At 44.5% G+C, this 20,888-nt stretch carries 15 protein-coding genes and 1 tRNA gene; 11 read left to right on the forward strand and 5 right to left on the reverse strand.

Features of this window, described 5'->3' with window-relative positions; translation table 11 throughout:
• Positions 1–42: 42 nt before the first annotated feature.
• The gene (gene bfr / locus H3V14_RS08600; protein ID WP_075870748.1) at positions 43–537 is read right to left on the reverse strand and encodes a bacterioferritin; all 495 of its coding nucleotides are present in this window, start codon (positions 535–537) and stop codon (positions 43–45) included.
• Positions 503–817 (reverse strand): (2Fe-2S)-binding protein, encoded by a 315-nt coding sequence (locus tag H3V14_RS08605; RefSeq protein ID WP_075870747.1) that lies wholly within the window; start codon positions 815–817, stop codon positions 503–505. Before H3V14_RS08605 ends, bfr begins: the two co-directional genes overlap by 35 nt.
• Before the next feature lie 227 nt (positions 818–1,044).
• Between H3V14_RS08605 and rpiA the strand changes: the two genes are divergently transcribed.
• The 7 genes from rpiA (at position 1,045) to gltX (ending at position 9,070) form a co-directional block, all read left to right on the forward strand.
• Positions 1,045–1,749, forward strand: coding sequence for a ribose-5-phosphate isomerase RpiA (rpiA, locus tag H3V14_RS08610; protein WP_075870746.1), 705 nt, complete (start codon positions 1,045–1,047; stop codon positions 1,747–1,749).
• 81 nt (positions 1,750–1,830) lie between these two features.
• Complete coding sequence (locus H3V14_RS08615) at positions 1,831–2,412, forward strand: DUF2059 domain-containing protein (protein WP_075870745.1); 582 nt, start codon at positions 1,831–1,833, stop codon at positions 2,410–2,412.
• A gap of 202 nt (positions 2,413–2,614) precedes the next feature.
• Entirely contained in the window at positions 2,615–4,003 is a 1,389-nt protein-coding gene (gene gor / locus H3V14_RS08620; protein WP_198228002.1) for a glutathione-disulfide reductase, read from the forward strand.
• A 196-nt stretch (positions 4,004–4,199) separates the two neighbouring features.
• Positions 4,200–5,579, forward strand: coding sequence for a class II 3-deoxy-7-phosphoheptulonate synthase (locus tag H3V14_RS08625; RefSeq protein ID WP_075914398.1), 1,380 nt, complete (start codon positions 4,200–4,202; stop codon positions 5,577–5,579).
• 36 nt (positions 5,580–5,615) lie between these two features.
• Entirely contained in the window at positions 5,616–5,969 is a 354-nt protein-coding gene (locus H3V14_RS08630) for a diacylglycerol kinase (RefSeq protein WP_075914399.1), read from the forward strand.
• Between the two features lie 44 nt (positions 5,970–6,013).
• Positions 6,014–7,690: an NAD+ synthase gene (locus H3V14_RS08635; protein ID WP_198228004.1), complete on the forward strand. Its 1,677-nt coding sequence runs from the start codon at positions 6,014–6,016 to the stop codon at positions 7,688–7,690.
• Positions 7,691–7,699: 9 nt separating this feature from the next.
• A complete protein-coding gene (gene gltX / locus H3V14_RS08640) occupies positions 7,700–9,070 on the forward strand; it encodes a glutamate--tRNA ligase (RefSeq protein WP_198228006.1) in 1,371 nt (456 codons plus the stop codon).
• A 182-nt stretch (positions 9,071–9,252) separates the two neighbouring features.
• Here the strand turns inward: gltX and H3V14_RS08645 are convergent, their stop codons facing one another.
• On the reverse strand, positions 9,253–10,716 hold the full coding sequence (locus H3V14_RS08645) for a DEAD/DEAH box helicase (RefSeq protein ID WP_198228008.1): 1,464 nt from the start codon (positions 10,714–10,716) through the stop codon (positions 9,253–9,255).
• 141 nt (positions 10,717–10,857) lie between these two features.
• Positions 10,858–11,619, reverse strand: coding sequence for an NAD kinase (locus H3V14_RS08650; protein WP_075870883.1), 762 nt, complete (start codon positions 11,617–11,619; stop codon positions 10,858–10,860).
• Positions 11,620–11,866: 247 nt separating this feature from the next.
• Between H3V14_RS08650 and H3V14_RS08655 the strand changes: the two genes are divergently transcribed.
• Together H3V14_RS08655 and H3V14_RS08660 are read left to right on the forward strand one after the other, a co-directional pair.
• Complete coding sequence (locus H3V14_RS08655; RefSeq protein ID WP_198228010.1) at positions 11,867–12,250, forward strand: DUF1090 domain-containing protein; 384 nt, start codon at positions 11,867–11,869, stop codon at positions 12,248–12,250.
• A 796-nt stretch (positions 12,251–13,046) separates the two neighbouring features.
• Positions 13,047–13,123 (forward strand) — tRNA-Arg (locus tag H3V14_RS08660).
• 501 nt (positions 13,124–13,624) lie between these two features.
• Here H3V14_RS08660 and H3V14_RS08665 read toward each other — a convergent pair.
• Positions 13,625–16,378, reverse strand: coding sequence for a ribonuclease E/G (locus H3V14_RS08665; RefSeq protein WP_198228012.1), 2,754 nt, complete (start codon positions 16,376–16,378; stop codon positions 13,625–13,627).
• 607 nt (positions 16,379–16,985) lie between these two features.
• Here H3V14_RS08665 and H3V14_RS08670 point away from each other — a divergent pair.
• Both H3V14_RS08670 and H3V14_RS08675 read left to right on the forward strand, forming a co-directional pair.
• Positions 16,986–18,221, forward strand: coding sequence for an N-acetylmuramoyl-L-alanine amidase (locus tag H3V14_RS08670; RefSeq protein WP_246785126.1), 1,236 nt, complete (start codon positions 16,986–16,988; stop codon positions 18,219–18,221).
• Between the two features lie 166 nt (positions 18,222–18,387).
• Entirely contained in the window at positions 18,388–20,859 is a 2,472-nt protein-coding gene (locus H3V14_RS08675) for a penicillin-binding protein 1A (RefSeq protein WP_075917035.1), read from the forward strand.
• The last annotated feature ends 29 nt before the right edge of the window (positions 20,860–20,888 follow it).

The raw sequence follows: 20,888 nt of genomic DNA on the forward strand, positions 1-20,888 counted from the left end.
GCGCAGGATTGCGGTTCCCGCTCTGGCTCACGAAATAAAAAGTTATTCTTTGGCTTCTGCATGCTCTGCCGATCCGGCGTTGAGCTGGCCATATTTTTCTTCGCCGATCTTATTAAGAAGAGCAAGTTGTGTTTCCAGAAAATCGATATGCCCTTCTTCGTCTTCCAACAATTCGTCAAACAATTTTTTCGAAATATGGTCGGAAAGTTCCGCACAAAGCTCACGGGCAACACGGTAAGCTTCTCTTGCCTCGTATTCACCAGCCAAGTCGCACTCAAGAACTTCCTTGATATTCTGCCCGATGCGCAAAGGTGCAAGCGTTTGTAGATTGGGGTGACCTTCAAGAAAAACGATACGTTTTACGAGCTTGTCAACGTGTCCCATTTCTTCAATGGATTCCTCACGTTCCTTATTGGCCAGTTTCGTATATCCCCAATCTTCAGTCAGGCGATAATGAATCCAGTATTGATTGACTGCCCCGAGTTCCAGAAAGAGTGCTTGATTAAGCCGCTCTATGACCTTTTCGTGACCTTTCATGTTGACCTATTCTCCTATATTTCAATCGCAATGCGCGCACACGATCAAGATAGGAGATAATTTCAGCCTCGTCCCGATTATGTAGGCGGTGATAGTTTTCCGATACCCGAATAATGGTTTCAAGTATATTCGGAAAGCAACAGCAACATTTGCCGCGCTTGGCAAGAACCTTATAAATTTTTCCGGGAACAATCAATTGCCAACAATCCTCTTCCAACAGAGAATTGATAACGTCTTCGATCTCTGATTGAGTTATCACGTTACACGAACAAACAATCATTATCGATAACCAAATGCAATTAATCCATACGACTCATATAAAACATGACAAACATATGAAGCTTTAAACTAAAAATCAACCTGAAACTGGATATTTTTTATCAACTATAAAATCAGGGTATAAAGCTATAATTCTGGTAAAAATGTCGGTTTTTACGCATATGACAATTGCAATTTATTAGCCAACACGTAAGAGGTAGGAACATTTTTCTTGGAAAACAGATCACGATGGATTCATTGGAGTTAAAAAAAGCCGCCGCAGCGAAAGCTGTCGAATTTGTCGAAGACGGGATGAAATTGGGAATTGGTACGGGGTCTACTGCCAATGAATTTATCCGTCTTCTAGCAGAGCGTGTCAAAGCTGGATTGCACATTACGGGCGTTGCAACCTCGAAACGCTCCGAAAAATTGTGTCGTGACCTTGGAATACCTGTTGCCACACTTGATGAAACACCTCATCTTGATCTCGATATTGACGGCGCTGATGAAATCGACCCTCATCTTGCCCTTATTAAAGGCGGTGGTGGGGCATTGCTCAGAGAGAAGATTGTGGCATTTGCCTCTTCACAAATGTTGGTTATTGCCGACAGCTCGAAGTTGGTGAAAACACTTGGCGCTTTTCCTCTGCCGATCGAGATTAATCCTTTCGGGCTTGAAGCAACTAAAGAAGCAATTATAAAAGTAGCAGACCGTCTTGAGCTTCCGGCAAATATTAAGCTACGCGTAAGAGATGACAAAACTTTTGTAACCGATGGTGGACATTTTATTCTTGATGCATCATTTGGCCGCATTTCTGATCCAGAAAGACTTTCCGAAGCACTTTTTTCGATACCGGGTGTCGTCGAACACGGTTTGTTTTTGAATTTGGCAAAGAAATCGGTGGTTGCTATGGCTAATGGTGAAATAAAAGTTTTGGAACCGTCGGATTTTTAGAGTAAATGTCTTTTTATCGGTATATTCTTGACGACAAAAAGGGCTAAGAATAATTGACCACAATTATGGAGTAATCACTGAATGAACACGGCATTTTCCATCCGCCGCCTTGCTGCAACCTTGGGAACAGTCGCAATTTTTAGTATGGGCGTCAATATGGCCTATGCTGATGATATTAGCGATGCCCAGTTGCAATCAGCTCAAAAAGCAATTGCAGCAATCCACGCAACCGACCAATTTGACGAATTTTTGCCAAGTACGGCTCGTGATCTCAAGGACGAATTGATGCGCAAAGATCCTAATCTTGCGAATGTCATTTCTGATACCGTCGACGAACAGGCAATGGCCTTGGTTAAACGTCGCGCTGATCTTGAAAAAGAAGCTGCACGTGCATACGCCAAGCACTTCTCTCAGGCCGAACTTGACCAGATTACCGCTTTCTATTCATCGGAAACCGGTAAAAAACTGCTGACAGAAGGTCCGGTTGCTGCGCGCGATATCCTTTCGGCCTATGATGTATGGCGTCAGGGAGTTGCCCAGGACCTGGCAACAAACGTTGGTAAAGCAATGGCACAAAAGGTTGGCCCTCAAAAGCATGCTGCTCCGGCCGCACCGGCAGCGCCTTCAAGTGCAAAACCGAAAGCACCGGTTCCTGCACAATAATAACGTTTTGGTGATTTTTAGAAATGGCGGCATAGTGAGCCGCCATTTTTTTTGCAAAATTTTTAAATTCGAGTATTCCTTCAATCGTTGAAAGTGGATCACGTTTTATTGGCTTAAAATTCGGTTAGGCTTTCACCATATTGAAGTTTGAACGGTTAAAATAAAATAAGTGTCTGAGAATTCAAAGCGAAAGGAACAGCCTGTGTCATCATATGATTTTGATTTATTTGTAATAGGTGGTGGTTCGGGTGGCGTTCGTGCAGCGCGCTTGGCAGGTGCCCTCGGGAAAAAAGTGGCTATTGCTGAAGAATACAGAATGGGGGGGACCTGCGTCATTCGCGGTTGCGTGCCCAAGAAGCTCTTTGTTTATGCGTCCCAATATTCTGAAGAATTCAAGGATAGCAAAGGATTTGGCTGGAGCGTTGATAAGATTCGGTTCGATTGGAAAAAACTTCTGGACGCAAAAAACAAGGAAATATCAAGACTCGAGGGACTGTATCGGAAGGGTCTTGATAATAATCATGTTAAAGTGTTTGAAAGCCGCGTTGTTTTCGTTGACGGACACACATTGAAGATCGAAAAAACCGGCGAGCATGTAACGGCGGACAAAATACTTATCGCAACAGGTGGACATGTTGCGAGTCATTCGGAAATCGTCGGACATGAATTCTGTATCAGCTCGAACGAGGCTTTCAATCTTGATGAATTGCCGGAATCGATTGTAATTGCTGGCGGGGGGTATATTGCAGTCGAATTTGCCAATATTTTTCATGGACTCGGTGTGAATACGACGCTCGTTTATCGTGGCGATCTTATCTTGCGTAAGTTTGATGCCGATTTGCGACAATTGTTGAATGATGCCATGCAGGAAAAAGGTATCCGCATCATCTATAATTCAACAATCGAGAGCGTGGAAAAACAAGGTGACGCGTTCAGTGTAAAACTGAACTCCGGTGAGATATTGAAGGCAGGCAAAGTGATGTTGGCTTTGGGGCGTTCACCTAATACTGAAGGGCTAAATCTCGACGAAGCCGGAGTGAACTGCAATTCCCGTCATGCGGTTATTGTTGACCAATTTATGAAAACCACAGCAGATAATATCTGGGCGGTGGGCGATGTAACAGATCGCATACAATTGACCCCGGTCGCTATCCATGAAGCGATGTGTTTTATCGAAACAGTCTTCAAAAATAATCCTGTTGCACCTGATCATGAACTGATTGCAACGGCTGTATTCTCTCAGCCGGAAATTGGCACGGTAGGGGTGACCGAAGAAGACGCGGTAAAGAAATTTCAACGCGTTGAAGTCTATCGGGCTCTTTTCAGGCCGATGCGCAATACGCTTTCGGGAAACAGTGAAAAAATGCTCACAAAGCTTATTGTCGATGGCGAGTCCCGGATTGTTGTGGGGGCGCACATATTAGGTCACGGTGCCGCCGAAATGGCTCAACTTCTCGGCGTTTCGCTGAAAGGCAAATTGACAAAAGATGTGTTTGACAGAACCATGGCACTTCACCCGACTGCTTCGGAAGAACTGGTCACCATGTATCAGCCGAGTTATGTCTATGAAAATGGGAAAAAGTTGAATTAAAATATGAAATTCATGGGCCGAAAGTTGTATAATTTTTCAAGCACATTTATTGTGTCGTGTTTGAAAGCAGCAACTTGGCTTTGAATAGCATTTCTGTTTATATCAGAACCGGTTGGGTGAATTTCATGCCGAATGACCATTGTTCTGCATGAACAAAGCACCGGAACTATATTTTATACTGTGAAGTGAGATAATAATGACTAAAAACTGGACACCTGCATCTTGGAGATCAAAACCGATCAAGCAGGTACCGACCTATCCCGATCCTGTCGCGTTGGCTCATGTCGAGGGCGAACTGCGCCGTTATCCACCTTTGGTATTTGCCGGTGAAGCACGTAATCTGAAACATGAACTGGCTCAAGTTGCAGAAGGTAAGGCATTTCTGTTGCAGGGCGGTGATTGTGCGGAAAGCTTCGCAGAACATGAAGCGGATAATATCCGCGATTTCTTCCGTGTCTTTTTACAAATGGCAATTGCTTTGACATTCGGCGCCTCGAAGCCGGTTGTGAAAGTGGGACGCATTGCCGGCCAGTTTGCAAAGCCGCGGTCTTCTGATACGGAAACAAAGAATGGCGTAACGCTGCCGTCATATCGCGGCGATATTATCAACGGGATAGAATTCAATGCAGAATCCCGTACGCCCGATCCGCAGCGTATGTCAGAAGTCTACAGGCAATCGGCTGCAACATTGAATTTGTTGCGTGCTTTTGCGCAAGGCGGTTATGCCAATCTCGACAATGTTCACAAATGGATGTTGGGCTTTATTGCCAATAGCCCGCAGGGTGAACGCTATAGCAAGCTTGCACAACGTATTTCCGAAACCATGGATTTTATGAGGGCGATCGGTATAACAGCCAAAACAAATCCTTCGTTACGCGAAACATCATTCTATACAAGCCATGAAGGACTTCTTCTTGGCTACGAAGAGGCTTTGACCCGTGTCGATTCAACATCCGGCGATTGGTATGCAACGTCGGGACATATGCTGTGGATTGGAGATCGGACCCGTCAAGCCGATTATGCCCATGTCGAATATTGTCGGGGCATCAAAAATCCGATCGGTCTGAAATGCGGACCATCACTTGACCCTGATGATCTATTGAAGCTGATCGATATTCTTAATCCCGAAAACGAGCCGGGAAGACTCACCCTGATTGCACGGTTCGGGTATGATAAAGTTGAAGAACACTTGCCACAACTTATTCGCGCTGTCGAACGCGAAGGTAAAAAAGTGGTTTGGTCATGTGATCCTATGCATGGGAACACAATAACGGCGAACGGTTACAAAACTCGTCCGTTCGAACGGATACTGAAAGAAGTTGAAAATTTCTTTGCTGTTCACCATGCTGAAGGAACATATCCTGGTGGTATCCATATCGAAATGACCGGTCGCGATGTGACCGAATGTACAGGCGGAGCGCACGCTATTTCGGCTGATCACCTCTCTGACCGTTATCATACACATTGTGACCCGAGACTGAATGCCGATCAGGCTCTTGAATTAGCATTTCTTGTTGCAGAATTATTGAAAAAAGAACGGGATGCCGAGACAAAACAAGCTTCCACTCATAATTGAGAGTGAAAGCAGTTTTTAAAACTGAATGGTGAGCGCATGGAGAGAATATTCAAAGCATTTCTGAATTCCCTTCATGCGCTTGAATATTTATTGACGCATGAAAAGGCGGTTATTCAAGAAGCCGCTTTTTTTGTCATTTCTATTCCAGTTGCGTTTTTCGTAACAAAAGATTGGGGAAGCTTTCTTCTGCTGATCGGATCTATCCTTTTTGTTATTATTGTAGAAGTGCTTAATACAGCTATCGAAGCTTGTTGCAATGCTGTTACTCGAGATTATAGGGAAGATATCAAAATTGCCAAGGATGCAGGCTCATTGGCAGTGCTTCTATCTATAGTTTTAACGATATGTATATGGATAGCTGTCATTTTAAAAACGTTGTTTTTCATTTAATATATGACGTTGCAAGTAGAACCGTGACAGGTTAAATCAGGAACATGACCAAAAAGCTGATAGAAAATGATCTGACGCTCGCTGTGGCACAATTTAATCCTGTTGTTGGCGACATAGAAGGCAATTTGAATCTTGCCTTACGTGCACATGAACAGGCTAGTGTGGAGGGCGCCGATCTTCTGCTTTTCACCGAGCTTTTTATCAGCGGTTATCCTCCGGAAGATCTGGTTTTAAAGCCGTCTTTCATTGAAGCTTGTGAAAATGCATTGGCTAAACTTGCCATGGCGACGACCACGGGGAGCGGCATTATCGTCGGTGTACCTATATGTCGGAAAGGCTGGATCTACAACGCGGCTGTTGTGCTTGACGCTGGAAAGATCGTTGCGGAATGCTTGAAATTCGATCTTCCGAATTATAACGAATTTGATGAAAAGCGTGTTTTTTCGGCGGGGCCTCGTCCGAAACCGGTAGAGTTTCGCGGGGTTAGGATCGGTTTGCCAATCTGCGAAGATATCTGGAATGACGACGAAGTTGCAGCACGACTTGCCGAAAACGGGGCCGAAATTATACTTGTTCCCAACGGTTCTCCTTATGATCGTGAAAAACCGGAATTGAGATATGAAGTTGTTAAAAAACAAGTGCTGAAATCATCTTTACCGATTGTCTATGCAAATGAAGTAGGCGGTCAGGATGAACTTGTTTTTGATGGTGGATCTTTTGCACTTAATGCAAACGGCGCACCCGCTTTTCAAATGAAACATTTCCAAAGCGAGTTGGCATTCAGCCATTGGCAGAAACAGAACGGAAAATGGTCTTGTGTTTCAGGTCCGCAAGAAAAGTTGCTTCATGACACCGCAGCCGACTATCAGGCTTGTGTCTTGGGATTTGGCGATTATGTCAATAAAAATCGTTTTAAAAGCGTGGTGCTAGGCCTTTCGGGCGGCATCGATTCAGCCTTATGCGCTGCTATCGCAACGGATGCACTTGGACCAGAACGGGTACATGCTATCATGCTTCCCTATAATTATACGTCTTCTCAGTCTATAAAAGATGCGGAAGAATGTGCAAAATTGCTTGGCTGTCGATATGACACGGTGCCTATTGCGAAACCTGTCGAAGGGTTCGAACAAGCCTTGAAGCCGCTCTTTCAAGGAACTGCAGCTGACACTACCGAAGAAAACTTGCAAAGTCGCGCACGCGGCACCATTTTGATGGCTATATCCAACAAATTTGGCGCAATGGTTGTTACAACCGGAAATAAATCCGAAATGTCTGTCGGCTACGCTACGCTTTACGGTGATATGAATGGCGGGTTCAATCCGATAAAAGATATCTATAAAATGCAGGTTTATGGGCTTTCAAACTGGCGCAATAATCATTTTCCTGCAAATGGCTTGGGGCCGAAAGCAGCGGTTATCCCTCAAAATATCATAGATAAGGCTCCTACGGCTGAATTGCGTGAAAACCAAAAAGACGAAGATTCACTTCCGCCATATCCGGTACTGGATGATATTTTGCGTTGTCTTGTTGATGAAGAGATGAGTATTTCAGAGATCGTTAAACGTGGACATCCAAGGGATTTGGTCCAAAAGGTTGAACATCTTCTTTATGTATCCGAATATAAAAGACGCCAATCGGCCCCTGGTGTGAAAATCAGTCACAAGAATTTCGGTCGTGATCGCCGCTATCCTATTACCAATCGTTTCCGCGATAAAAATTGAGTTATATTTATGATAAAAGTTCGTTTCGCACCATCACCAACAGGTTACATACACATCGGAAATACGAGAATTGCCTTGTTCAATTGGTTGTTTGCAAAAGCAAAAAAAGGCAAATATGTTCTACGTTTCGATGACACGGATATCGAACGGTCCAAGCAGGAATATATTGATGGAATAGGCGTTGATCTTGATTGGTTGATGATCAAACCGGACGAGATCTATTATCAATCCAAAAGATTTGATCGCTATAATGACGTGGTTAAAAATTTGAAACAACAAGGTCTGCTTTATCCTTGTTATGAAACGCAGGACGAACTTGAAAGACGACGTAAAATTCGGCTGTCACGTAAACTTCCTCCGATTTATGGACGTGAATCTTTAAAACTTACGCCGGAGGAAATTAAAGCTTTTGAAGCGGAAGGACGTAAGCCCCATTGGCGCTTCAAGCTTCCCAATTTTGATACTGATCCGTTCAAAACAAAACGTACGGATGTCCATTGGGACGATGTGGTTCGCGGGCCTCAAACAATTGATCTTGCCTCAATGTCGGATCCGATTCTTATTCGCGAGGATGGCAGTTACCTTTATACATTACCGTCTGTAGTTGATGATATTGATATGGGAATCACCCATATTATCCGCGGCGACGACCATGTCACCAATACCGGTGTACAAATTGCGATTTTCGAGGCTCTTGGTGCGAAAGCACCGACATTCGGCCATATCAATCTTCTCACGACGATTTCGGGTGAGGGGCTCTCAAAGCGTAAAGGTGATTTGTCTATACGTTCGTTGCGAGAAGAAGGTTTCGAATCTATGGCTGTCGAATCGCTCGCCGTTTTGATAGGTACTTCGGAAAATGTGACAGCATGCCGGAATCAACAAGAGCTCCTTCAACATTTTGATCTTGCATCCGCATCAAAGTCTTCTGCAAAATTCGATCCGGCCGATTTGTTGACGCTAAACAAGCATATTGTGCATACGCTTGAATTTGACGAAGTAAAAGACCGGCTGGATAAGTTGGGAATCAAGGGAAAGGATGCGTCACCATTCTGGTATGCGGTAAGAGGCAATATCGATAAAGTCAACGACACCAAAGATTGGTGGTGCAGACTGGAAAAAGACGAAGCCTTCAACCCCGTTCCAGCTGAAGACCGGGATTACGTCCGGCAATCTGCTAAATTATTGCCGGAGGGTGAATTTGATGAGGCAAGCTGGAAAGTCTGGACCGACGCATTGAAAAAAGCCACCGGCCGAAAGGGCAGGGCACTTTTTATGCCCTTGCGTCAGGCATTAACAGGGTTAGATCATGGGCCTGAAATGGCAGCATTATTGCCGCTTTTGGGTAGATCCAAGGTTCTTCAGCGTTTGCAATCGTGAATTTTTATTCACTGAGAAACTGCTAAAAAAGGCAGGTCGCAAGATGGTGGCCTGCCTTTTGTTCATAAAAAAATGCGAACATTGCTCGATAATTTACCCGTCTGACCGGAGATTAGCTATTGCGACACCGCTGCGTTATCCTACGAATTCTTGATGAATGAACCGGCGATGATCTTCGTGAGTTAGCCTCTCGTATCAATCAGCATAAAAGCAGGGATGTCATTTCCAAAGCCTTTTGGTGAAGGCTGTTCCTTGGCATATTTGTCTGGATATTTCTTTTGAGGCTCTAACGAACGATCGGCAACAGTAGAAGGACGCCGGCCTTCCGAGCCTTTGTTCTTTATTTTGTCGGCAAGTGCGTTCCCGGGGTTTTTACGAACTTGTTTGCTATCCGAAGATGCTGCAAGCTCGTTGTCACTGTTTCCGGATCGAGAAGATGAAGATTTTGTATTCTTTCTTTGAGGTTTTGTATCACCTTCTACGGTGTCACGTTGAAGCGAAGAAAGATCTCCATTATACCAATCGATTTTCTGGTTGCTCATCTTCTCGATAGCATCGACATATTTTTTATCTGCCGTTGTAACAATCGTAAAAGCTCTCCCAGATTTTCCCGCGCGACCGGTGCGCCCGATACGATGTACGTAATCTTCCGCATGAGTGGGGACATCATAATTAAAAACGTGACTTACATCTGGAATATCAAGACCGCGGGCTGCAACATCCGATGCAACCAGTAAAGCAATTTTTCCGTCCTTGAAATTTGCAAGCATCGTCATGCGGGAACGTTGATCCATATCCCCATGAAGTGCACCGACACTGAAATTGTGCCGCTCAAGCGAACGGAAGAGTTCCGAAATATCTTTTTTCCGGTTACAAAATATGATCGCGTTTTTTAAGTCATCGCCCTCATTATGAATGACTTCACGTAATACGGCACGCTTTTCCCACGGCTTTCGGCCGGAAGCAACAAGCTTTTGCGTAATGGTGGTCGCAGTCGAAGAAGCTTTGGCAATTTCAATCCTGACCGGATTGTGTAAGAACTGTTCGGTCAATTTTGTAATTTCCGGTGCCATTGTTGCAGAGAAAAACAAAGTTTGGCGAGTAAACGGAATAAGCTTACAAATATGCTCGATATCAGGAATAAACCCCATATCAAGCATCCGGTCTGCTTCATCGATAACCAGAATTTCGACGCCTGTCAGCAATAGTTTGCCACGCTCAAAATGATCAAGAAGACGTCCGGGTGTGGCAATCAGAACATCCGCGCCGCGATCAAGGTTGCGGTCTTGATCGTCAAATGAGACACCGCCGATGAGTAGTGCCACGCTCAGGTGATGATTGACACCATATTGATCGAAATTCTCCTTAACTTGCGCTGCAAGTTCCCGTGTCGGCTCAAGGATAAGAGTTCGCGGCATCCGCGCCCTTGCACGTCCTTTTTCGAGTAATGTCAGCATGGGGAGCACAAAAGACGCCGTCTTTCCGGTGCCGGTTTGGGCAATACCCAACACATCTTCACGCTTCAAGACGTGAGGAATGGCTCCAAGTTGAATTGGTGTCGGTTCTTTATATCCAACGGATTTTACTGCTTTGAGAACCTTTTCAGAAAGGCCCAAATCACTGAAACTGGTCAAAGGCGCTATCACTCTTTCTCTATTTCGCCCAACTTTTATGACTATGGTCAGGACAAGTCAGCCAATTTTCACCACTCATAAAGGCGTTAAGGTGCATTGACAAAAAAGTCAACAAAAACCGTCTTTTGATAGGTGTTTTCACCTGTATTGCCCTCAATAACGGAATTGTTCCGACAATATACGTTCATCCCATGAATGGTTGGAATCAAATAAAATGGAGGCTTTTACGCCGTGCGCCAAGGAAATAATGACTGAACTTACAGACTTTACTTCAACGTTATCTGCTGCAGCATTCACGGGACGCTTATCCAATTCAAGCATATCAAAACGGACGGTAACCGAATTCGGCAATAAAGCACCGTGCCAACGTCTGGGGCGGAACGGACTGACAGGCGTCAGTGCCAATAACGGTGCAAGAAGCGGCAAAATAGGCCCTTGTGCAGAAAGGTTATAAGCAGTCGACCCAGCGGGGGTTGCAACCATCACCCCGTCACAATTGAGCTCCTCCATTCGAACCTTGTCATCAATACTGATCTTGATTTTTGCAGCCTGATAGGATTGACGAAACAGCGATACTTCATTGATTGCCAATGCTTCGACATGGCCTTCGCAGGTGGAATCTGCAATCATTCTAAGCGGCTTTATATCTTCCTTATGTGCCTTGGCGATACGTTGTGGCAAATTGGCAATTCGATATTCATTCATAAGAAAACCGACGGAACCGCGGTTCATACCATAAATTGGTTTACCGGAATTCATGAAGTTATGAAGGACTTCAAGCATCGTCCCGTCGCCACCAAGAACAACAATGACATCAGCTTCATCAACAGTCGATTGCCCATAACGGTCGGTCAGTGCTTGTAAAGAGTTTCGGGCTTGTTCGGTCTTGGAAGCAATAAAATGAAACCGCTCGATAGACGTATTTACAAAGTCGTCCCGCTTTTCAGGGGAACCGCTTTTCGAAGTGTATGAATTGGAAGTTCGCACGTTATTATCCAACGTTAAAAATAAAACATCCAATATCTAATCTTTAACAAGGCTTTTTTCAATCATTGAAGATTTTTGCTGACAAAGATTATGAATAATGGCAGGTTTTAATTAATGTCCGTTGAAACATCCGGTCGTGCAAGGTATTCGGACCAGTTATTGTGGAGGTGTATTCATGAAAAAGACGCTTTGTTTAATTTTACCTATCGTATTTTTTTCTTTTTCATCTGCCTATGCAGAATCGACATTGAAAGGTTGTGCCGCTAAAAAACATAGCATCGAAACACAGCTCGAATATGCCCGAAAATATAATAACAATGGTCAAATAAAAGGATTAGAAAAAGCACTTCAAGACAATATCAAAAATTGCGATGACGAAAAACTTGCATCCGAGCGTAAACAAAAAATAGAAGAAAAAATGAAGAAGGTCTCTGAAAGGGAAGGGGAACTTAACGACGCCAAAGCTAAAGGCGATCAGAATAAAATAGCCCGTAAGAAAGAGAAGTTGGAGAAGGCAAAACAAGAGCTGAAGGACGCTCAAGACGAATTGAGAAAATAGCCGAGTAGGAGAATTGGTCTTCTCTTATTTTGTTACTTGCGAAAAACGTAACTTCGGAATCTACCTATGATTTGTCATCAGGGCAAACTGGCAACGTGCTGGCATAACAACTAAAAAGTTATTATTGAACGGAATATCGGCAATTTGGATAAAACCCGCATAAATAGTGAGGTATTTCTGCGGCTTGGAAAGGCGAGATTTTTTAGCCGGTCGACTACAGATTTTTTACACAATTCAACAGATGAAATCCAAAAATGCCAATCAATTTTGTTTTTCGTGATTTCACTTGGTTATTCAGCAGGAACATTTTAACAAGCTCTGCAAAAAATCCGGATAGATGTAAGTGCCGGCACGTTGAGGCAATTAAAAACGGCGTTTGAACTATAATTTTTTCCACTGTTGTCAATCCGCTCTATATTTACCCCATCATAATTGTGTGACGCTGCCAATTTCTTTTGTTGTTGACATTATTCCGAACCCAAACATGCTTCAAAATTGGCCGATTATTAATCGAGCCTCGTGCGTGGTAGGCTACTGATGGACATATTGCTTGTTGTAAGCAATTCGTCTGCCCTTAAAAATTCATGAGTTTTTTAAAAGCAAAAGCTGGAATGATGGATAAGGCTTAATCGGACGTGCAGAGGCGTCCCGATCAATCCGTTAAGAAAAATTCTTTTTCTCATTTTCTTTTATTTTTCCGTTTATTGAATGCAAAAAACATTTTTCACCATTGAACCATTCATTGTGATCGGCTAGAAAACTCACAATTAAATCGAATTTTATTCAATTCAGGTTTGCACCCGTAGCTCAGCTGGATAGAGCGCTGCCCTCCGAAGGCAGAGGTCAAGAGTTCGAATCTCTTCGGGTGCGCCAATATATTTCCGGATTAATAATTTTATTTTCAATAAACGCACCAATTTTTGAAATCGAAACATGTTGGAAACCATTCGACCTTTGTAAAAACCGAATGGCGTATGACATAACCGCTAGGGCTGGGATTAGTCGGGCCGACTCTTGTTCAGATTTGATTAGGAGTGTTTTTTATCTCGAAAATTTCGCTAGCTGTTACACTCAGAATTCAAAATACTCGTATCAACGCGTCAAAAGGCAAAAGGAGTATGACGAAGTGTATCTGTGCGTTTAGGTCCAGTGATAATGATTCACGGAATTTGGCTAAAAACTTTTAATAAAATAGCCTGATGGGCGGAAGGGCATATTGGCGAAAATTGATAGACTACAAATGCAGGAATGAAGACCAGATCGCTGATTGCCGGTGCGAGCGGGTTTTAATAATTACATAAAAGCCCCAAACGCAAATATTTTTTGCATTTTGGGGCTCGACATTAAATTTGAAGAATTTCAGTTTTCAAGGTATCAAAAAAATCCTTTTCTTTGCCACCAACCGACGCGTTTCGGTTTTTTATCTTCATTTTCATCCGAAGATGTCACGACCGGTTCTGTCGTAGCCGTTTCGTTATTTTTTGCTGTTGTTGTTTTTACCCGGGTTGTTTTACGCGTAGATTTTCTTGCCGGTTTTTCCGCTTTGACCGCTGCATTTCCACTCGCCGTTTCGTTTGATTGTTCTTCGACTTTAGCTTTCCGTGAGCGCCTTGTAGTCTTTTTAGCGGGTTTTTCAGCTTCTTGCGGCATATCAATTTCTGTCGAAATTACAACATTTTCTGTATCATCCGAACCGGTTTCAATTGTTTTTTCTGCCGTTTTTGTTTTCCGCTTGCGTCCACGTGAAGCAGGTTTTGCCGGTTTCTCAACTTCTGTACTTTCGACATTTGTGTCCACATTCGTTTCGGAAACTGCTTTGTCTTCCTCGGTAGAAGCTTTTTTCGTCCGTCTCTTGCGAGTTTTTGCGGGCTTTTTTTGCTCTATCTTTTGTTCTTCGTTAGAAACTTCCGGTTCCGAAGAAGTTTCTGGTTCCTGCTGCTCTTTTATCGCAACGGGCGTGACCTGAACCGCAATTTCCGTTGCTGAGAAACCGACCGGTTCTGCATGAGGAACACGGCGTTGGCGCCTTGCAGCAATGACTTCGGCCAATGCGCGTTCAGCAAAATCACCTACCGGTTCAGCATAGGGAATTCTACGGCGTTCGAAATCGTTATCACGATAGCGGCGGCCGCCACGACGGCCGCGACGGCGCCGACGTCTGTTGTCTTCCTCGCCATGTACAACTTCATCATCATTACGGACACGTTGAGGCTTTTCTTCATTGCGGTCGTTTGATCTACCGCGGTTACGCCTTCTGCGTCTTTGATTGTTCTCGTTATTATTGTCGTCTTTCGTTTCGTTGTCTGTCTCTGCAACAACTTCATCTTCGGCAATGTCGTCTTCTTCAGTCTCCTCAACGGGTGGCAACTGAGGAATAATAGCAGGAGTTCCTTCTGCGGCTGTACCTTTATAGATAGCCAGATTTTGTGCGCCAACTTCGTCATCAGCCTCAATGTTGATTGTGAGACCGAAACGATTTTCCAAATCCGATAAAGCTTGTCGTTTGTGGTTGAGCACATATAACGCAGTTGCAACCGATGTCCGCACAATGATGTTGAAATGCGGGTTACGCAAAAGATATTCCTCGATTGAACGCAGAACATGGAGCGCTAACGAAGAGTCGGAGCGTATATAACCCGTCCCGTTACAGTGCGGGCAGGGCTGCATCGTGCTTTCCAGAACGGAAGCGCGAATACGCTGCCTGCTCATTTCCATAAGCCCAAAATGCGAAATACGTCCGACCTGTATGCGTGCTCGATCGTCTTTCAGACAATCTTTGAGTTTTTTCTCGACCAGTCTGTTATTGCGTTTTTCTTCCATATCAATGAAATCAATGACAACAAGACCGGCAAGATCGCGTAATCGCAATTGTCTGGCCACTTCTTCTGCTGCCTCAAGATTGGTTTGGCAGGCAGTCTCTTCAATGGAATGTTCTTTGGTCGAGCGACCCGAGTTCACGTCGATCGCAACGAGAGCCTCGGTTTGGTTTATGACGAGGTATCCGCCGGATTTCAGTGTAACTTCAGGTTGAAGCATTGCGTCAAGTTGGCCTTCAATGCCGTTATGCGCAAAAATTGGCAACTGCTCACGATATGGCTGCACAACTTTTGCATGACTGGGCATTAACATACGCATAAAATCTTTGGCTTCACGGTAGCCTTGCTCGCCTGAAACCAGTATCTCGCTAATGTCTTTGTTATAGAGATCGCGGATGGACCGCTTGATGAGGCTACCTTCTTCATAAACAAGACAAGGTGCCACTGATTCAAGCGTCAGCGCACGGACATTTTCCCAAAGACGCATCAAATATTCATAATCACGCTTGATTTCAGCTTTTGTGCGATTTGCACCGGCAGTGCGTAAAATTACGCCCATGCCTTTTGGAACGTGAAGGTCTTTGACAACTTCCTTGAGGCGTTTGCGATCCTGAATATTGGTAATTTTACGGGAAATACCGCCTCCACGCGCTGTATTCGGCATAAGTACGGAATATCGGCCCGCAAGAGACAGATAGGTTGTCATCGCAGCGCCCTTGTTGCCACGCTCTTCTTTTACAACCTGAACAAGAAGAATTTGGCGACGTTTGATGACTTCCTGAATCTTATATTGGCGACGAGGCGAACGTTCGCGAGTTGGCACCTCTTCCAATGCATCTTCAGCACCGACGAGCTCTACACTATCTTCAGTGTCTTCTACGGCTTGCTCTACATCATCTTCATCATCGGCCGCCTCGGCGGTCGTTTCATTTTCGACATTTGCTGGTGCCGATTTAACTTTTTTTCGACGGTTGTTTTTGGAAGTTTTCTCGCTTTCCTGATCTTCTTCTTCGTCAACGAGAGCCGCTTTTTCTTCTTCCTCTAACAGAGCTTGCCTGTCAGCAACAGGAATTTGATAATAATCTGGGTGGATTTCGGAAAACGCGAGAAAACCATGACGATTGCCGCCATATTCCACAAAAGCTGCTTGCAGCGACGGCTCTACCCTGGTTACACGGGCGAGATAAATATTCCCCTTCAACAGCTTTTTGTGTTCGGATTCGAAATCGAATTCTTCAATACGATTACCGCGAACAACGACAACTCGCGTTTCCTCCGGGTGGGAGGCATCGATAAGCATTTTGTTTGACATTATAGAAAATCCTGCAGGCGACACGTATCGTAGAGCCGATAAGAAGCTTTGAAAGCCCTCCGGAAGTCGAAAAATACTGTCTGCCGATGAAAATAGGTTTTGCCAACGAACTATAAGTGGAATGGGCGCGCATATTCCCGCTTGCATGTGCCGCTATTGAAATATTTTCCATTGTCAGTTTTGTTTGACTCATATTCATCGAGTCTCCGGCAAAACGTTTTTGAAATAGTCCGGATGACCGAACCAGCGAAACTTAACTGTTACAAGCTCGTTTCCACTCCATTTTTCTCATGTGTAAAATGATGTAGAAAGCGCATCGCTTGTAGACTTTTTGGACAGAAATTTTTGAATGAACCTGTTTATAAGAACTTTTGTCCATTTTCTTTTCTGACCATTTAAGACATTTACGCTTTTAAGTCGATATTGTGTCTAACACAAGTAACTTTATAGGGGCACTTGACTTATTCGCTTGAAAAAGACGATTTTGCCGGTTTATGCGGATATCCATCATGTGGCATTTATGCAATCTTAAAATTGCCAAACAACCATTTTACCGCTCAGCAGGTTGGTGAATTTAAAATCACTGGAAAACGAGGATTTTTTTGCAATGAATCAACAAAGACAAAATATAAGGTTCATTGCCGCAATACGTAATACAAGATGGATTGTTTTTCTCGTTTCGCTATTTATGTGTATTTCGGGTTTTGTTGCTTCACATGTTGAAGCAGCCGGTACCTTGGAACTCATAAATATACGGGCGATCGGGGACAACACCCGTACAAGGCTCGTTGCCGTATTTTCAGCAAATCCTGCTTATTCTATCCAATTTCTTGATCGACCGTATCGCCTGGTCATTAATCTTCCAAGTGTCGATTTTTCTTCTCAAAAACAGCAGCCGCAAACGTTCGGAATGGTTTCCGATTTGCGCTATGGTACATCCGGTCCAGGCTCATCAAGAATTATCCTCACAGCCAAGGTTCCTTTTTTGATCGAAAAGAACAACGTTGAACAATTGGATAGTGGACTTTGGCAACTGGTTATCGACCTCACAAAAGACAATGAACAGAATTTTAAAAAAACAATAAATAATCAGAACGTAGATAACACGCGAAAAACAGACACTAAACCAATCGCACAAAAACCTTTCCGTGTTGTGATTGATGCCGGACACGGTGGCATTGACAGCGGGGCGGAAAGTATTTCCGGAGTATTCGAGAAAAATGTCACTTTGGCATTTGCCCGTTCATTGCGCGATGAACTGGAAAAAAATGTTAATCTTGAGGTATTTCTGACGCGTGATTCCGATGTCTTTTTAAGACTTAACGAACGTGTGCAAAAAGCGCGCGGTTATGGTGCGGATCTGTTTATTTCAATTCATGCCGACACAATCAATATGGCTGCAATGCGTGGTGCGACAGTCTATACAATTTCCGATCAGGCGTCGGATGATCTGGCAAAGGCTTTGGCCGATCGCGAAAACAAGGCTGATCTTGTTGATGGGTTACCTCCTGATGAATCGCCGGAAGTTACAGACATTCTGATTGATCTTGCTCGCAGAGAAACTCTGTCTTTCTCGGTTAATTTTGCCGATAGAGTGATTTCCAGCCTTCTTCAAGGTGACATCAATCTCATCAAAAATCCGCATCGCTACGCCGGTTTTCAGGTCTTGAAAGCACCGGACATTCCTTCTGTGCTTATCGAAATCGGATATTTATCGAACAAAGAGGACGAACGGCTTGTTACCGATCCGTTATGGCGTAAAAAAGCCGCGATGGCGATTTCAAATGCGGTGCAGCAATTTGCAAAATACCGGAATGGAAGTGGAAGTAATCCACAGCCTTGAAAAATGTATGAGAAAAACTGTATCGCCAGTCTTAACTTTGACATTAAAATACTAAATATTGCAATTTAGCCTTGTTTCTATCGCAATTCCGGTGCACACGCAACGAGGCTCACCATTGGAATCTCTCGCATTGTGCGAGTTCGGGAGAAAGCGATATCCGGGTATTATGATGAAGTTTTTTAATTTTTTTCTAGCCGCCGGCGTTGCTGTTGGTTTTGGTGTAACCCTGATGGGGTCGGCAATAGCCGAAAATGAACAGCAGGATGATGAACTTCCGGATTATCAGGTGCTCGCTGATTATGAACCACCGGTGATGACTCGTATTCACGCCGCCGACGGTGGTCTCATGGCAGAATTTGCGACCAATCGTCGTCTCTATTTGCCTATCCAATCTGTTCCGGATCTCGTAAAATCAGCATTTATTTCAGCTGAAGATAAAAATTTTTATAGCCATTTCGGGCTTGATCCGGAAGGCCTTGCCCGTGCATTGGTGAGCAACGTCAAAAATATTGGCTCGGGGCGCCGTCCCGAGGGGGCTTCAACAATTACCCAACAGGTTGCAAAGAACTTTCTTTTGAGTTCCGATGCAACAATGGAACGCAAAATCAAAGAAGCAATTCTGGCGATGCGTATCGAGAGGGCTTACTCGAAGGATCGCATTCTCGAACTTTATCTGAACGAAATTTACCTCGGGCGCGGCGCTTACGGCATTGCTGCCGCTGCTCTTACATATTTCAATAAGTCCGTAAATGAACTTACATTGGAAGAATGTGCTTACCTTGCATCTCTCCCGAAGGGACCAAGCAACTATGATCCGTTCAAACACACACAACGTGCACTGGACCGGCGTAATTGGGTGATAGACCGGATGGTCGAAAACGGTTATGCAACGCAAATTCAGGGCGAGCAGGCAAAAGTCAAGCCCCTCGGCGTAACTTTGCGTGGTGATGATACCTATATTTTTGCTGCCGACTATTTTACGGAGGAAGTCCGTCGCCAGCTTATCAATCGCTATGGCTCGAAAACACTTTATGAAGGCGGCTTGTCGGTTCGCACCACGCTTGACCCGAATTTACAAGTTATGGCTCGCCGGTCCTTGCAAGACGGTCTGGTCAAATACGACCAGAATCACGGCTGGCGTGGAGCGTATAAACACATCGATATTGCAGATGATTGGGGTGTTGCACTTGGTGATGTTAGCGGATTTAGCGATGTTCCGGAATGGCGTTTGGCTGTTGTGCTCAACGTTGCGTCGGATAAAGTGAAAATCGGCTTACAACCGAAGCGGGAAGTTTCCGGTGCACTCTCGGCGGAACGTGATGTTGCAACAATTAATGCTAGCGATATGCGATGGGCCTATCGCATGGTTGGTAAAAATGACAGACATTCTTCGGCGACAAGTCCCGCTGGCGTTTTGCAAGTTGGCGATGTTGTTTTTGTCGAAAAGAAAGCCGGCAGCGAGGGTAGCTATTTGTTACGTCAACCGCCGAAGATCGAAGGGGCGATGGTGGTCATGGAACCACGAACCGGCCGCGTTCTTGCTATGGTTGGCGGATTTTCATTTTCCGAATCGGAATTCAATCGCGCAACCCAAGCTTATAGACAACCGGGTTCTTCATTCAAACCGTTTGTTTATGCGGCAGCACTTGATAATGGCTATACGCCTGCTTCGGTTGTCCTTGACGGGCCTGTGGAAATCAAACAGCCGAACGGGGAAGTCTGGCGGCCGAAAAATTACGGCGGGACTTTTGCCGGACCGTCGACTTTACGTTACGGTATCGAACATTCGCGTAATTTGATGACAGTACGTTTGGCAAACGATCTTGGTATGCCGATTGTGTCCGAATATGCTGAACGTTTCGGAATTTATGATAAATTGCAACCGTATCTTCCTATGGCATTAGGAGCAGGCGAAACAACAGTTTTGCGCATGGTGACCGCTTACTCGGTTATTGCAAATGGTGGTCGCTCCATCTCACCGTCGTTGATTGACCGAATTCAGGATCGCTATGGCAGAACGATTTATCGTCACGACCAGCGTAAATGCGACGGTTGCAATGTCAAAGCATGGGATAACCAACCCGAGCCGACATTGATAGACGAGCGCGATCAAGTGCTTGATCCGATGACAGCCTATCAGATTACGTCCATGATGGAAGGTGTGGTTCAGCGAGGTACAGCTGCACGACTTTCATATCTGAACCGTCATATTGCCGGCAAAACGGGTACGACAAATGATTCAAAAGATGCATGGTTCATGGGATTTACACCCAATATCGTTGTTGGTGTCTTTATCGGATATGACCAACCGGCAACTTTGGGATATGGCGGCACTGGTAGTTCACTTGCAGTCCCGGTCTTCGGAGAGTTTATGGAAAATGCCATGAAAGGCGTTCCGGATGTCGACTTCAAAATTCCTGATGGTATGATGCAGATTGCAATTGACCGGAAAACCGGTATGCGGGCAGAACCCGGAAATAGCAATGTAATTGTAGAGGCTTTTAAACCCGGCACCGGACCGGCCGACGTTTATCAGGTTATCGGTGGAACAACTTCATTCAAAGAAGGTGTACCAACTGCACCGACCTCTCCTCAGGTTAACAAAGCCATTCAAAGCGGTTCCAGTGGCCTTTATTAAAATTCGAGTTTCGTCAAAAAAATGAGAAG

This window comes from Bartonella sp. W8151 (assembly GCF_016100385.1).
GTDB classification, from domain to species: Bacteria; Pseudomonadota; Alphaproteobacteria; order Rhizobiales; family Rhizobiaceae; genus Bartonella; species Bartonella apis.

Bases quoted from the DNA above. Each gene is read 5' to 3' on its own strand.
- H3V14_RS08630 (WP_075914399.1), top strand. From the start codon at position 5,616: ATGGAGAGAATATTCAAAGCATTTCTGAATTCCCTTCATGCGCTTGAA.
- H3V14_RS08665 (WP_198228012.1), bottom strand. From the start codon at position 16,378: ATGTCAAACAAAATGCTTATCGATGCCTCCCACCCGGAGGAAACGCGA.
- H3V14_RS08625 (WP_075914398.1), top strand. From the start codon at position 4,200: ATGACTAAAAACTGGACACCTGCATCTTGGAGATCAAAACCGATCAAG.
- H3V14_RS08615 (WP_075870745.1), top strand. From the start codon at position 1,831: ATGAACACGGCATTTTCCATCCGCCGCCTTGCTGCAACCTTGGGAACA.
- H3V14_RS08635 (WP_198228004.1), top strand. From the start codon at position 6,014: ATGACCAAAAAGCTGATAGAAAATGATCTGACGCTCGCTGTGGCACAA.
- rpiA (WP_075870746.1), top strand. From the start codon at position 1,045: ATGGATTCATTGGAGTTAAAAAAAGCCGCCGCAGCGAAAGCTGTCGAA.
- H3V14_RS08655 (WP_198228010.1), top strand. From the start codon at position 11,867: ATGAAAAAGACGCTTTGTTTAATTTTACCTATCGTATTTTTTTCTTTT.
- bfr (WP_075870748.1), bottom strand. From the start codon at position 537: ATGAAAGGTCACGAAAAGGTCATAGAGCGGCTTAATCAAGCACTCTTT.
- H3V14_RS08605 (WP_075870747.1), bottom strand. From the start codon at position 817: ATGATTGTTTGTTCGTGTAACGTGATAACTCAATCAGAGATCGAAGAC.
- H3V14_RS08675 (WP_075917035.1), top strand. From the start codon at position 18,388: ATGATGAAGTTTTTTAATTTTTTTCTAGCCGCCGGCGTTGCTGTTGGT.
- H3V14_RS08670 (WP_246785126.1), top strand. From the start codon at position 16,986: ATGAATCAACAAAGACAAAATATAAGGTTCATTGCCGCAATACGTAAT.
- gltX (WP_198228006.1), top strand. From the start codon at position 7,700: ATGATAAAAGTTCGTTTCGCACCATCACCAACAGGTTACATACACATC.